Source organism: Yoonia sp. SWMV100 (assembly GCF_056108365.1).
On record NZ_JBWBAQ010000002.1, the window covers coordinates 10,748 to 25,859 of the forward strand.

Consider the following 15,112-nt stretch of genomic DNA (forward strand, 5'->3'; position numbering starts at 1 on the left):
ATAACTCTTTAATATATATAACATATAGTGCAGCAGAAAGCTCTCGTGTCAAATCTTTGGTCTCATATTCGCGTCACGCCCGGTTCCATTGACGGGGCCCGTTTGCCAACGCCATTGGCAGGCAGCGCGCCGCATCTGCGACGACAGAATTTGGCGCAAAACTTTGTCCGATTGGCCGCATCAGCCACCGCACCGTGGGACGTCATGTTGCGGGCGGAACCCGCATTGGTCGTCGCACAAATTTTGGCGTTTCACATCGCCGATGAAATGCAGCGATTTGACCTCGCGCAAGAGACAGGTGTTGCCGCCGCCGCACAAGAGGTGCGTCGCCTTGCGATTGTTGTTGATGACTGGTTGGCCCGGTTGCGCCAGCAATGGCCCAAATCCTTTGCCGACGTGCTTGCCGGACTGGATCAGCAAATGGATCTTAGCGACCGCGCGCGTAATCTGGCCCGCACATCCGCGCCGCGCTTGTTGGGGATGATGCAGCAAAAAGGGTTCATGCCCGCAGCAACCGGTGATGTGCTCGTGCAAGCGCGCGCGCAGAGATCCGGCCTAAGCGCGGCACACCGCCAGATGGTTCACGCAATTGCATCGCTAAAACCCGGAGCAAATCTAGCGTTTGAGGACAGATTAAAATCTGGGGCGATGGACCCCGCGATTGGTCTGATAATTGCTGAATTGACCGCCGCGCAGGCGGTTGATGCGCACCTCAATCAGTTTACGCAGCGCCATACCGATTTTTATTACGAAGACCTCATGGGTCAAAAACGACGCAGCGCCGCACCTGAACGTGCGCTGCTTCACTTGCCGTCGGGCGCCACACCAAAGCTGCTTCCCAAAGGGACCGCGTTGACCGCGCAATTGGCTGATGGCGGCAAATTGCGTTTCCAAACAGAAGCGGATGTGCCCGTCACCCCTGCAACGGTCATTGCCACTGCTGCGCTGACTTATGACACCGATCCTCAGGTTTCTTTATTTTCGACGCTTGGCTGTATCACAGGTGTACGCGGTGCGATTGAGCCGGCTGCACGCCAACCGTTGGACCGTGGCGTCTTTATGGGCCGGACAGAGCAAGATTTGGATATGGGGCTGGATATCGCGTCGGATATGTTCGGCCTCGCCGAGGGTCACCGCCAAATTGACGTCGCTTTGCATTTGCAACGGGCCACTGACCTGCCAGCCGCATCAATACCCATTGCCCCCGATCCATCCCACGGCCCCGACCCCGATATTGCGCTTGAATTGCGGTCGGATCCGACGTTGATCCGCGCCTTGGGATTCAACAATCTGAACGCCGGGGTTGAAACGCTTGTCGCCGAAGTACAGCGCGTGGCAATCGCGCGGGGTTGCAGCGCATCCATGGACCTCATTTACGAGGTGATCGCCCAGAAGACCCTGACCGTGTCACCGCTGCGCCTTGTGTTGGGGCGCATCGTGACACTTGCCTTGGTGGAAAACCACCCTTGGCCCACGGGATCTTACTGGGAGACGCTAAAGACGAAAATCATCGCCTGCGAGGCGGCCCTGACCGGGCAAGCGCCGTCAGCCGCGGCAACAGGTGATATCAACCAGATCGTCGAGGCGTTTGCGCAAGAAAACGGGCAATTCGTCTATTCACCTGCTGATATGTTCGAAAAACTTTTGGGGGATGCATTTACGGTCACCCTGTCAACCATTGATGGGCCATTGCCGGCGAAAGTCACCCAAATTTTGCCGCTTGCGAACGGGGCTGCCGGCCTTTTGGTGCGGATGACCTATACACGCGACATGGCCCCAATCGTTGGTGATATGCGCAATGCGCCAAAGCTTAGCTTGCGCTGGGACCCCCAAGCGCGTTTTTGCCCGATCAGTTTCTTTGAACGCTACACCCTGGAACAGGTCGCGATCGGTGTGCACGTTGACGGGCTGACAAATCTGGCCGGGTTCAGTGATGATGGCCCGGTTGCGACCGGCCAGTCATTTTTTCCATTCGGCGCCCGCCCTTCCGATGGTGCGTCGCTGACACTTGCAAGCTCGGAAATGGCACGTAAACCCGTGTCGGCGGTCAGGCTAAACCTGCGCTGGGCGGATGTGCCAGACAAACCCGGCGGGTTTGCGACGCATTACGCGGCCTACCCCCATGGCACACAAATCCCCGACCCCAGCGTTACGGTCGATTACCTGTCCGGCGACGGATGGAAGCCGGTTATCGAAAAGCCGCGTCCGTTGATCGACACCAGCACCTATGACGGGACCTTGAACCCGCATTGGGCAATGACCGCGGACGTTTCAGGCGGTACGGCTGCAACCGGGACGATGGGCGATAAACCACCCAAAAGCCGGGCCCAACTGCGGGGCGGCGCAATCCGCCTGACCACACGCGGTGGCAGTGATTTCGGGCAATCGCAGTACCCGCTTGCCTTGGTGGACGCGATGCGACCGCGCCGTGTGCCGATGCGGCCGCGGCAGGCGCCAAACCCGCCCTATGTCCCGAAGGTTGAAACCCTGTCAATTGGCTATACCGCGTCCCGCGTGCTGACGCTGGCTGCGCCCGATACGGCCCTGCCCGGCGATAAAATTACGCAAATTTCACCCTTTGGCATGCGCGAAGCTTTTCCTGGTCGCATCCGGCGCAATCTGGGACTGTTTCCGCCACGGCTGGGACTAGGCACACTTTATATTCAATTGGGTGGTGCGGGCGCACTGCGGCAATTGGGAATTTTGTTTGATATCGCAGACAGTGGACATTTGCGGCTGGTGCCGCCGCCTGTGGCACTGAACTGGTTTTATCTGACCGCCGACGGCTGGACCGCTTTACCACCAACCGCAATTGCATCCGATACAACAGACGGGCTGTTGCGGTCGGGGGTTGTCACGCTTGATCTGCCCGATGACGCGCAAACACCCGTAGGCGAAATGCCCGGCGGCGGTGTTTGGCTCGCGATTTCGGCACCTTGGCGCGGCTTTGAAACGCACCCGAAGTTATCGCGCGTCCGCACAAACGGTGTTTGGGCTGTCAGCACGATGACAGATAGTCCAGCGGGGGTTGGTGACCGTCTTTGGCGTTTCGACGTACCGCAACCCGGTATGGCCACCCCGATAGAGGCCGCACGCCGCGCACCTGCGCGCCCGTCTGAAACCCGCGTTGATTATTTGGCCCGTGTCAGCGAACGCCTGCGGCATCGACAGCGCGCGGTCACACCTTTCGACGTCGAACGGTTGGTGCTGGACGCCTTTCCCGACGTATGGCGGTGCAAGTGTCTGCCGCATATGTCGCGGGTCACGCCAAGCCCACGCCCCGGTGCGGTCACGGTCGTGATCGTCCGCCATCCACCAGATTTCAGCGCGGCACAGAACCCGCGTGCGCAAGAACGGTATTTTGACGTCGGAACGCTTGAAAAAGTACGGGCATATTTGCAGCGTCACGGGGCAGACGCGGCGCAGTACGAAGTGGTCAATCCGGCATTCGACCGCCTGCATGTGCGCGCGGCTGTCCGGTTCGTGCCGTTCAAGGACGACGGCGCCATGTCCAGCAAGCTGCAGCAGTACCTACAGCAAAACCTGTCAGTTTGGACCGCGCCCGACGATTTGGCGCGTTTCGGCTGGTCGTTGAATGTCCCCATGCTCAAGGCCCAGATCGCAGCCCATCCTGACGTTGTGGATGTGACCGATTTTTCGGTCCTGCATTTTGTTGCGAATGATACCGGCCACTATGCGCTGACGGATACCGCCCAAGCAGACGGGCGCGGCCCACTTGGCGCGGTGATCAGACCGTCACGGCCTTGGGCATTACCCTTATCTGCGGCAGATCATTCGATTTCCGCATCCGAACGCAGCCAACCGGTCCTGCCCAGCCAAAGCGGCATTGGGAGGCTTCGGATTGGTGATATGCTTATTGTAGGTCAGGAGGGTCACTCATGACCAAAAAAGATCGCACCACGCTCAAGGCATTCTTTCGCGATGGCGCACTGCCCACCGCCGAGCATTATCGCGACCTGATCGACAGCGGTGTGAACCAGATTGACGACGGGTATTCCAAAACTGCGGCGGACGGTTTGCGCCTTACGTCGGTAGGCGGATCGCAGCGGGTGCTGAGCCTGTACGAAAACCTGAGCGCGCAATACCCCGCATGGGTGATCGATCACGGCCAAGACAGCAGCAGCCTCCATTTCCGGCGTGGTGTCGATAAAGACGCGCCTGCCGGTGTCAGTTTTTCACCCCAAGGGCGGCTTGGTATCCGCAACGATGCACCCGAATGGCAACTGGACGTCAACGGTGTGCAGCGGGTCCGTGGCCGGATCGGTTTTGCAACGGACAGCATCCCTTTTGTGCCGGCCAACGGTTCATGGCATGACATTACCGAGGAAATGACAGGCTGTCAGGCGTTTGAAATCATGGCAGGCACCGGGGCTGACCTGAACCAAGGTCGCTATTCCATGGTTCATGCCATCGCCATGAACGCATTCCATCCGCGCAACTGGATTCTTAACGCGATGTTTGGTCGCCGCAAAATTAAGGCGCAGACCGCAGTCTACGGCAGCTATGCGGACCGGATCCGCCTGCGCTGGGTCGCCACCAAAAGCCGGCACCATTACAAATTACAAATGCGTACAAATGCGAACTTTGGCAAAGACAAGGTGATCCGGTATTATATGACGCGCCTGTGGTTCGACCCGACAATGGCAGGATCACGCGGTGGCCCCACGCGCGAGGCTGACCTGCAATGACGCCGTCGAAAATCAGTTTTGATGTTTTGCGCGCGCGCGCCATTGCTGCGGCCCAAGATGCATCAGGAAACATCTGGACCGATTACAACCTGCACGATCCGGGTGTGACGCTGTTAGAGCAAACCGTCTTTGCCTTAACTGAAGTCGCCTATCAGGCCGACCATGCGGTCCGTGACCTGTTGACCACGCGCCACGACGGTTTTTTACCCGATCATTTGGCGCTGTTCGCCGCAGAGGACGTTTTGCCGGGGCGCCCTGTGACGGGCGCGGATCTGGCCAGTTGCCTTTCGGACCTGCCCCACCTTGAACGTGTATTTGTCAGTCCCGGCCCCGCAGCCGGATTGGTTGATTTGATCATTGTGCCGCACGACGGGATTAGTCCCCGTGAACAGCTGATGCGCCGGTCCGATGACTGGCAAAACAACTTGATCGCTGCCGTGCGTGCACATTTCGACGAAAACCGTCTTTTGGCGACCGCGATCAACCGCATTGATATCGCGTCACCCGTGCCTGTCGTTCTGGCAGGTGATATTACGATTGATCCTTATGTTCAGGCCGAACGCGTGGTTGCAGAGGTCATCCACCAAGTCCGGCTTTTGCTTAAGGGTCTGCCAGCCGATACAATCAACACTGCCGGATTGACGGGGGCAACACGGACCGACGTCTTTGACGATGCGGCCGTCATGTGGCCGCAACTGACGGCAAACGCAAATGACGCCAATCGGTTTGATGCGGCGCTTGCAACGTTTCGGCAGATTCAGGGCGTTGAAAAGGTGAACGCGTTCGACATCTGGGATCCGACAACCAGTATGCCATTCACTACCCATCAGCACGATCCGCGCAGCTATCACGACCCGATCCTGCCGCAAGTTGGCACGCCGATGACAATCACAGTCACACGCGACGGCGCACCGGTACCGTTGAATCCCGACACCATCCGCGAAGAACTGGGGCGCATTGCGGCCGCGCGGATTGCCCGACGCAGCAACCGCAAAGATACAGCCGATTGGGACGTGCTATATCCCGGTCGCTCACGTGACATCGGTCATCTGCCTTTGGACGCGACATTGCCCACGCCCTACCGGATTGCGGCCTTGGCGGATCGTAATAAGCCGGGCGGCATGATACAGTATCGCAAAATGATGGATCAGCATCTGGGCGCGATGCTGGCCCCGCTGGCGCAAATCGACCAAAGTTATGTGCAGCGGCAACCGATTGATGTCACTGATCCAACTGCCGTGCGTGAACGGATTCAGATGTTGGACTACCTGATTTCACTGCAAGGTGAAGAGATGCCCGTCTGCGATCCACAAAGCCTGCATAGCTACCGAAGCATGGCGGACCGGCTCGCGTGGCAGATCAAATGGCGCGAAACCTATCTTGCGGCCCTGCCCAATTTCAACCGATTTTCCGGCACAGCCCACCCCAAATTCGGCTTTGCCGCGCGTCTGGCGCTGTTTGCGGATTTGGCTGTGGCCAACCATCAGGGTGTCGAAACCATCAGTCTGGATCAGGTGGTGCAGGCACCTGCGCCGCCGATCGAGCCCGGCGATCTGATCTTGCCAGTGCGGCCACTGGATGCCTTTGTGACACGCGACGACAGCGTTGAAACCCTGACGCTCCCAAAGTTGTTGATGTCGTGCCCATGGATTGTCGAAGGTCACACCACACCTGCGTTGTTCCAGCGCGCGACGCAGGCAGACGCATACATTGTGGCGCGCAATCGGCAAAGCGACTGGGAAGTCATGTTTCAACCGGTGTCCGGGGGCGGGCTGTATCCTTGCGGGACAAGCCACGATCGCCAGAATGTTGAAAATTGGGCCAATCGGTTACGCAAAACATTTTGCGCATTGCATCAAGAGGCCGAACAAATCTGGCTTATCGAGGATATTTGCCTGCGCCAAAACGTTGCTGACTTCGGGCCTAATCGCGCGGTCATGCTGATCCCGGGATGGACTGCGCGGACCAGCCAGCCCGCATTCAGACTGTATGTGACAGATCTGGTTGCGCGACTTGCCCCTGCGCATATTTATGTCCAGCTGCTTTGGTTATCCCCCCTGCAATCGCGCCTCTTTCGTCCGATTTTGGCCGATTGGCATAATGGCACCAAAGGAAGCCGCGCGGCACTGCGCCAGGCATTGCGCGACGCCCTAAAGGCCGGAGATCCGGCATGAGCATGGCCAGCAGCGCGCACCCCGCCTCGCGCGGTTTTCCGCATCACATTGGGCAGATTGAATTCGCAGTGGATGTCGCGCATGATCTGCCACAGATAGGCACGCCCGACCGCCTTGCGCTTGCGATACGGCAAGAGCTTTTGGCGACAGTGGACCAGGCACTAGATGATGCTGGCGTTGACATGATCGCTGTGACGATCGGTGATATCGCGCTTGAGCTGGGCCATTTTGATGCGCCGATTGATTGGGACGCCGTGCGCGCCGTACTTTACGCGCAGCTGCAGTCTGCGATTTCGCCCTATTTGCCGCAGGTGACGCCAGAGACACCCGTAATCGGGCGGCATGACAGCCCCCAATTTTCGCACCTCACGGTTGTCACCCTTAAGGCGCTGGCACGCGCAAGAGGACTTTCTGTTTCCGGTCGCAAAGCGGAATTGGCGGACCGCATCACGCAGTATCAAGCTGGACAGTGGCAGTTGTCACCGGCCGCGTTGGTGGACATAAAAACAGCGGGTGACGTGCGCAGAATGTTGACAGGGACAGACACCCACGACAACAAAATCTTGCGTGCCGCGTTGCGTGGCTGGGCGGATAACGACATTAAGATTGCGATCCAGCAGATTGGCAATATTGGTTTTTCACGAGATATCGGCGCGGGGCCTTACAGCGAACGCCTGTTGGAATGTCTGACGCATGACGCCACCACCCCCGTGCCGAAAACAGACCCTGCCCCGAACGTCGCTGCCCCGCAAAAATACGAACCTGCACTGCCTGACGCAAAAATGGCGCGCGCAATCTGTCACGATCATCCGGATGTTGCACCTATATTCAGTCTATTCGTCCCTGACGACCACCTGAGTGCATATATTTCAACCTTGCTACCCCACAAAACCGGTCCGCTCGCCGATGCCATCGCGCAACTGGCGCAACATAGTCCCGCGCAACGCGCCGTGCTTACCGCGCTATACACGGGTCAACCGATTGATATTGCCGCCGCCCGCGCGGCGACCACGCTGCCGCGGCACCAGTCACAAGCCGCCCTAGCGGAACGATTTATGCAAATGGGCGATGATCCCTACACCGCAGCACATGCGACTTTGACCTTAAATCAGACACCCGCCGCTGCGCCGCCCCCTGTTTTCCGCAGGTCGCGCAGTCTGAAATCGTCGGTCGAAACACCTGCTGGATTGCAAAATGGGGACTCTGTCCCGCGCACAATCGGTAAAAGTCGCGATCCAGACGTCTTCGGGCCGGATTTGCATGGCCCCACGAAAACCGATGGGGCGACCGTGTTGCAAGGTGCCAAAGCCAGAATTGATGAACCTGCCGCGGATTTCAAATCGCGCGAACCGGTACCGCAAGCGACGGTATATCCGGGGTCACATGAAGACACGCCAGTTGCTGCCACCCACACGCCTGCGGCCTTTTCAGCGCAGCCCAAGACCCCATCATCTGACATCAGTCCCGATGCGCCCACCATCGAAAATGCACGCACTGCACCACCGCCCGTTCGACCATCCCGACAGTCAGCAACCATGTCGCCTTCCGACCAAGAGGTCAGGGATAAAATCGTTCGCCAAAGTGTCAAATCGGAACCCAAACACCGCGTAGGATCCGTTGCGGATACACCTGGAACGGTGTTGCCAAAGACGTTGCAAGGGAACGAACAATATCCACAGGCCGTGCCCAGATCACAAACACAGACTGATGGTTATGTTGAAACGACGCCACTGACATCACCTCACGATCAGCGAATTGCGGCGCCGACGGCGGACAACAATACAACTGATGGCAGTGTCAAACCGGCAATCAAAGACTTTACCGACGCGCAAAACGATGATGGTCGTTCGCGCACCTTTGCGGCGCGCCCCGTGATGACCAACGACATATTTCTGTCGCCGAACCCGCACGATGTCAGTGATACCCCCGTTATTGACGGTGACCGCGCTGACGCGCAGGCGGAAACAGATGAACTGAATACGCCGCAGTTGAACTCTGGATCGATTGGCAACGATGATCGCGAAAACAGTATTGCGCCAGTAACGCAGGACCCGACGTCGGCGGTCACCGATTTCGCAAAAGGGCCGGATCAAGACATAAACGAAGGCCCACATGGCACGTCTCAGCCGCCAAAAGCTTTCAAACCAGCGGACCATCGGTCAGATGCCCCCGATCATGACGGATTTTTCGCGCGATCGGCGGCAGATCTGGAAAGTTCTGCGGTCACATCGCGCAATCGCGATCCGGGATCTCGCGTCTCGCTAAGCAATGACATGCCTGATCCGCCGCACCGCGCCGCAGATTTTGCCGCGACGCCGCAGATGCCCGTGCAAGGCCCGGATCATGCGAACGACACGACGACAGATGACCTGCCCCGCAAGACGCCGGCGGCATCCGCGACAGTGACGGCCAGTTTACCAGCCTTTGCCGATACATTTCCGCCAAACCTATCGCAGGAAACAACCACCGCCGCGACCGACCAAAGCGGCGTTGCATCCCAAAATGCCATTGCCAGCAAGGTTTCGCGATCTGGTCGACTGTCGTCAGAAACAACCGCCCAACTGCAGTCAGATGCCGATGCATCACAAGTGACGAAGGGTAAGGTCACATCGCACAGCCAGCACCGCCCGATTGCGCATCATGCGGCACCGGGCGTGTCGGATTCATCGCCAGCACCCAGCGCGCATGACGCACTGTCCGGTGAAGCAAAGTTAACGCCGCGCTTCAATCTGGTTGCACCGGAAAGTGACGGTCGTGACGGATCGCCCGCGATCATTGCGACGCCAGCCGAACGTTTGCGCGCGCTATTCGATCAAGCCTTCGGCGATGAAAGTGATGCGTCTTTTGCACAGATTAGGTTGATATTCTCGGCGCTTGCGCCTGCCGTTGGGGGGGCATCAGGCGACAGTGCCGTATTTTGGGCAGCCCTGATGGCAGCGGTTCATACAAACAAACCGACACATGACTTGCCGCAAGCGGTCCATGATTTTGCGACAGCCCTAATTCCTGACGCACGCAAGCGGGGCATTGCCGTTCGCGGCGCGATCGCGCGGTTGGGGTATCCCGCCGTTGCCTCTGCGCAGATGCGTCAGGATGCGCAGCAATTGTTGGCCCGGATGATGCAACCCGCAGATGGCACCCCCGCCGCGCTACAGGTAAAACCATCGACGGTCGCCAACGCAAACCGTCTGCAAACCGTTCATGCCGGCCTGGTGCTTTTTCATCCTTACATCAAAATGCTGTTCGAGCGGCTTGAGATTGCGCGCGACAAGAACGGCATTTTAGAAAACGACCTGCCGCTTGCCGCGGCCGCGTTACATCGACTGGCGCTGGGCGACGCAGCCCCTGTGCAGCCCACTGACCCGTTACACAAATGCCTGATGGGGTTGGCGCAAGATGCGCCTTCTGTTGCGCCGGCGCCCTTGCCTGATGCGCAGGCCGCGTTGATCGATGGGTTGGTGCAATCGGTCATCGCCCAATGGGGCAGGCTTGGGTCCACATCGGCTGACGGGCTTCGCGCGGCCTTTGTATTGCGGGGCGGGATATTGGATCTAAGCGACCCGCAAAATGCACACCTGACCGTCAATAAAGGTCCGTTTGATATGTTGCTGGACGGGCTGCCATGGGCGCTGACGATGGTTGCGTTGCCGTGGATGCCCGCCCCTTTGATGATCGATTGGAGAGGCAGCAATGACTGACCAAAGCCACACCGCCAACAGTCATGCGGCTGCCGTCACAATCGAGCTAACTTGGCTCGGTAACGTCATTACAGCGCGTCTTGCCCATTTCTTTGGCGGCGAAAGTGACGGGTTTGCACCGCCTGCGGCCCCCGTTTTACCTGTCGGATCAGCACTGTCTGATTTGGTGACGTCGGCACCGTTGGATACGTCAGCGCGTCTGGTTTTAGCCTTGGCATTGGCAGCACAGGTCAATCCAGCAATTCTTGATGCTTTTTTCGTGCGAAACACCGCAATCGATCGGCCATTTTCAGAATTTGGCGGACTACGTGTGGACGCAAGCAGCTTTATCCCTACGGCGATTACCGCGCTTTTCTTGTTAGGTGGTGCCAACACGGCGCGCCGAATTGCGGCCATGGCCCTCTTTGCAGCGGATCACCCGCTGCGCACCAAGGCAGGACTGGTGGTCGGCGACATACCGGGCACCGCGCCATCAAACGGCGCGCTTTATGCGGGCCCATTGCTTTTGCCACCGCAGCGCGTGGCTGCATTATGTGCAGGTCAGCCGCCCGCGCCTGATTTCTCTCCCAATTTTCCGGCAAAGCGGCTGCGCACAGGCCTTAAGTGGGATGACCTTATTTTGCCGCGCGACGTAAAACATCACCTCGATCACATTGCCGCGTGGTTAGCCAATCGCGATACAATCCTGAACGACTGGGGCATGGCGGCGCGCCTTGGTGCGGGTTTCAAGGCGTTGTTCTACGGCCCGCCCGGAACCGGAAAGACGCTGACCGCGACGATGTTGGGGCAACGTACCGGGCTTGAGGTTTACCGCATCGATCTATCAATGGTCGTGTCGAAATACATTGGTGAGACCGAAAAAAATCTGGCTCATGTTTTTGATATGGCGGAAGAAAATGACTGGATTCTCTTTTTCGACGAGGCCGACGCGCTGTTTGGATCACGCGGTGCGACAAGTTCCGCGAATGACCGCCATGCCAACCAAGAGGTCGCGTATTTGTTGCAGCGGATCGAAGAATGTTCTGGCCTTGTGATTTTGGCCACCAACCTGCGTAGCAACATCGACGAAGCATTTTTCAGGCGGTTCCAGATGGCTGTTGGTTTTCCCAAACCTGATGCTGACCTGCGTGCAGCACTGTGGCGCAGTATTCTTGGACGTATGCCGCTTGATCCCGACGTGGATATTGCGGCGTTGGCCCGCGAAACGCCTTTGGCAGGCGGACCTATTACCAATGTGGCGCGACACGCGGCGATTTCGGCGCTGCGCCGGAATGCCACCCACGTCAGCACCCGCGATTTGCAGCAAGCCATTGCCGGCGAGATGCGCAAAGAAGGACGAACCGGATGAAAAAGACCATCGCAACCCTAAGCCTGATCGCAATGCCGTATGTCGCGCAGGCCGATTGCAGCGTTCTGCGCACGGCTGCGATTACGACGCCTGATGTGGCAATCGTGGATCAAATTCAGCTGGGTCTGCGCACTGCGTTGGATGACAACAACATCCTGTTGTCTGACAGCAAATTGGGCGTCTACACGCGGGTCGGTTTGGTACGTCTGTGTCAGACGGTCCCGCTGCCCAACGCGACCGATCCGGTGCAGTCAACGTTCGGGCTTGCGCGCGATTACGGCGCACTGGCGACATTGGTGCCGAATTGGCACGGCATAGCAAGCGATGATGCCTTTGCAGCCGCGATACTTCCGCAAGATTCAGAACCCTACAATCTGAATGTTATGGCCCTTGCTGGATCGCCCGCTGGTGTGGCGCAGTGGATGCTGGATGAAACAGCGGCCAGTGATTGCGGGACGCTTGGCGATGCGGCGCTTGCTGCGCCTGCGCGCGCCGGGCTGATGACGCTGTCGGCGCTGGACCCAATTACGTGGCCTTCTGCCCGATCAGTCTGCACCGCGCTTGACCAATCGGGTGGCGCGCAAACCGCAACAGATGCTTTGACCAGTCTTGGCCGTCTTGAGGCGTCGCTGCCGGGCGCCGTAAACCAGATCCTTGCGCCGGACTTTGCGCTTTGGCTGGCCGAAGATATCGCAACACGCGGACCGCGGCTGGTCGGCAGCGACGACGCGCTGATCGCTTTGGTTGCGCAGTACCGTGCTGAGAACCGCGCGGCCACCCCGCAGGATTTTAGCGCGCTCTACATCACACCACCGGCCAGTTGCCACCAGTCCACAGGAACGCGCATTACGGATTACGTCAGTTTCGACCAATCCGCGCTGGATGGGCTGGTCGCGCCCGTTGATGTCGCCGGGCTATTGGCGGGATTGGCCGCGCAATCCTTTGACAGTGCCCGCGATTTGACCGCAGCGATTGATGCGGCCCTTGCGGGCCAAGTCAGCGCATGTACCCGCGACCAGGTGATGCTTGCGGTACAAAGCCCCGATCACTTTGGCCAAGCGTTTCAGCTGAACGCGGACAAGACGGCGAACCTTGCGTTGATCCCGGAATTTGCCCCCAGCGCGCCCGTCGTCGCGCCCTACGTCGGACTGACCGCACAAAGCCGTGCCGTACTGCTGACGGGGTTACGCGCCAATTTGCAGTCTGCAACAACTGCGCGCGTCAAAGCAGACGTGGAAGCCGCAGCAGATGTCCTCGCGAACGCGGCCGAACCATTATCAGACACGTTTGACACATTGCCCGAGGGCGTCCCCGCATTCGAACCGATTTCGATCAACCCAACCATTGGCGTGACCGACGCGACCGATAGTGCAGTCGCCGCAACGGTGACTGATGTGCCATTTCGCGACGCACTTCTCGCTGCCAATTATGCCCCCGCACCAAATGCCGAGGTTCTCAAATCCGACGCGCGCAAAATTTTGGCACCCATTGCCGAGGACAGGATTGCGACCAGCGTGAACCGCGATATGCTTCAGCTGTTGGGCGCCGTTGAAACAACATGGAGCCTGACCGACACGCTGTCACAGGCGATTGCTGCGGCCCCGGCAGCACGCGCGATACACGAGGTCACAACTGATCCTGCCGCGGCGGGCGAGCTGAAACAGCTGCTCGGTGTGGAATACCCCAACTCAAGGTTGTTCGATGCGGCACTGGCGCAACTGAACCCTGCCCCATCGGCAACAACGCTTGCTGATATCCGCACAAATGTCAGCCGTACTGCGCCGGACCTGACGACGCGCTATGACACAAAGATCGCGCAGCCGGATTGTGGCTGCGTCGATCGCCGCACCGACTATGCAGAAATCTATAGCTTTTACCCCTTCTGGTTTGCGCCAGAACAGTCTGATGCAGAGCCGGTGCCGGGGCGGATGGTCGATTTCAACCTTGTCAGCCGCGCGGCTTTCTATGGGCTCGAATTTGTTCTGGCGGATGGTCAAACTCTTGAATTGCAGAACGAAATTCAATGGGTCCATGGCCAGCGCGATTTCGTAAATGCGGCGCACCGGCACCGCGCGCAGGCTGATCTGGCGATCAAGCTGACGGGTTGGGCCGATTGGTCTGATGTGCAAATCGCAACTGCGGTACAGAAAATCGTGACCCTCACCGACCGCTACCCCCATACTGACAGCAGCGATGCGACAGCGTGGCGTGCCGCCTTTCCGTATCTGTTGGATCGCCCGCAAGTCGATGGCGTAACACTGATTATTGACGATTATGATGGCACTGCCGCCAGCGTCCCGCACATCGAACGTTTGATCTCTTTGGTGACACTACTGCATGCAGATTTGGCGGACCGCGGTCAGACGATCAACCTGGCGTTCGACCTCGCGTTGTCACAAACGCCCACGACCCAGCCGATATTTTCCGACATCCGGTCGTTGCTCACGGGCGATAGCCCTTTTGTGGATTACATCCTGATCTTTCTGGAAAGGCCGACGTCCAACAGCAAAAAAACTTTGCGCGCACGGATGGAAAACGGGGCATTTCGCGGGATTGATCGCGCGCAGGTGTTGCGCCGCATCATTCCGGTGATTCCACCAAGCGGAAATGCACATGTCCTGCAAAGCGCCGCGTCTGGCGCAGCAACAGATGCCCCTGTTCCCGGATCGTTTAGCCAGCTAACGGATGATTTGGTTTATTTTCATGACAATTTTGGGGGCGTGGGGTTTTGGCCTGCGCCCGATCCGCTGAACCCAGAAGCTCCAGTGATAACGGCAAAAATAGCCCAAATGTGGTTCAAACCCACATTGCCGGAATTTTTCACGACATTTGAAGATAATGTCGATCGCGCATGCACGGCCATATGTCCAAATCGTAGCTATGTGGCGGCCGTGGCTGCGCTGATTTTTTTGGCGACCGTTTTGCTGGTCTGGCGTTCATTTTACAGCGGTTTTGTCGACAAACTGGCGTTTAAGTTGGGGCTGGCATGGCTGGGCGGCGCCGCGTTCTTTGCGGCAATACTGGCGTTGACCGTGTGTGATGCCGTCGCGATCTGGCCGCCAGTTTTGTTATTCATGTGCATTGTTGGCGTGGGCGTTCTGATCGCCTTCCAGACATATCAAGGTGCGCGTAACGGACCAAAACCATAGCGCTATGCAACTGTGCAAGTTAACGCCTGCAAAA

The 15,112-nt window shown here is 58.3% G+C and carries 6 protein-coding genes; all 6 read left to right on the plus strand.

Annotation, left to right across the window (positions count from 1 at the left end; all coding sequences use genetic code 11):
- Positions 1 to 45: 45 nt before the first annotated feature.
- From ACXJGX_RS00115 to ACXJGX_RS00140, 6 genes are read left to right on the plus strand one after another with little or no spacing between them, the layout of a single operon-like run.
- Positions 46 to 3,903, plus strand: a complete 3,858-nt coding sequence (locus ACXJGX_RS00115) for a hypothetical protein (RefSeq protein ID WP_474778106.1) — start codon at positions 46 to 48, stop codon at positions 3,901 to 3,903.
- Positions 3,900 to 4,709, plus strand: coding sequence for a hypothetical protein (locus tag ACXJGX_RS00120; protein ID WP_474778107.1), 810 nt, complete (start codon positions 3,900 to 3,902; stop codon positions 4,707 to 4,709). The genes ACXJGX_RS00115 and ACXJGX_RS00120 overlap by 4 nt, the downstream gene beginning before the upstream one ends.
- Complete coding sequence (locus tag ACXJGX_RS00125) at positions 4,706 to 6,883, plus strand: hypothetical protein (protein WP_474778108.1); 2,178 nt, start codon at positions 4,706 to 4,708, stop codon at positions 6,881 to 6,883. Before ACXJGX_RS00120 ends, ACXJGX_RS00125 begins: the two co-directional genes overlap by 4 nt.
- A complete protein-coding gene (locus ACXJGX_RS00130; protein WP_474778109.1) occupies positions 6,880 to 10,581 on the plus strand; it encodes a contractile injection system tape measure protein in 3,702 nt (1,233 codons plus the stop codon). Before ACXJGX_RS00125 ends, ACXJGX_RS00130 begins: the two co-directional genes overlap by 4 nt.
- Positions 10,574 to 11,929 carry an ATP-binding protein gene (locus ACXJGX_RS00135; RefSeq protein WP_474778110.1) on the plus strand — a complete coding sequence of 452 codons (1,356 nt, stop codon included), beginning with the start codon at positions 10,574 to 10,576 and terminating at the stop codon, positions 11,927 to 11,929. The genes ACXJGX_RS00130 and ACXJGX_RS00135 overlap by 8 nt, the downstream gene beginning before the upstream one ends.
- Positions 11,926 to 15,078, plus strand: coding sequence for a hypothetical protein (locus ACXJGX_RS00140; protein WP_474778111.1), 3,153 nt, complete (start codon positions 11,926 to 11,928; stop codon positions 15,076 to 15,078). The genes ACXJGX_RS00135 and ACXJGX_RS00140 overlap by 4 nt, the downstream gene beginning before the upstream one ends.
- Positions 15,079 to 15,112 lie beyond the last annotated feature (34 nt).

Coding starts and splice junctions, on each gene's coding strand:
- ACXJGX_RS00135 (WP_474778110.1), top strand. CDS start 10,574: ATGACTGACCAAAGCCACACCGCCAACAGTCATGCGGCTGCCGTCACA.
- ACXJGX_RS00140 (WP_474778111.1), top strand. CDS start 11,926: ATGAAAAAGACCATCGCAACCCTAAGCCTGATCGCAATGCCGTATGTC.
- ACXJGX_RS00130 (WP_474778109.1), top strand. CDS start 6,880: ATGAGCATGGCCAGCAGCGCGCACCCCGCCTCGCGCGGTTTTCCGCAT.
- ACXJGX_RS00120 (WP_474778107.1), top strand. CDS start 3,900: ATGACCAAAAAAGATCGCACCACGCTCAAGGCATTCTTTCGCGATGGC.
- ACXJGX_RS00125 (WP_474778108.1), top strand. CDS start 4,706: ATGACGCCGTCGAAAATCAGTTTTGATGTTTTGCGCGCGCGCGCCATT.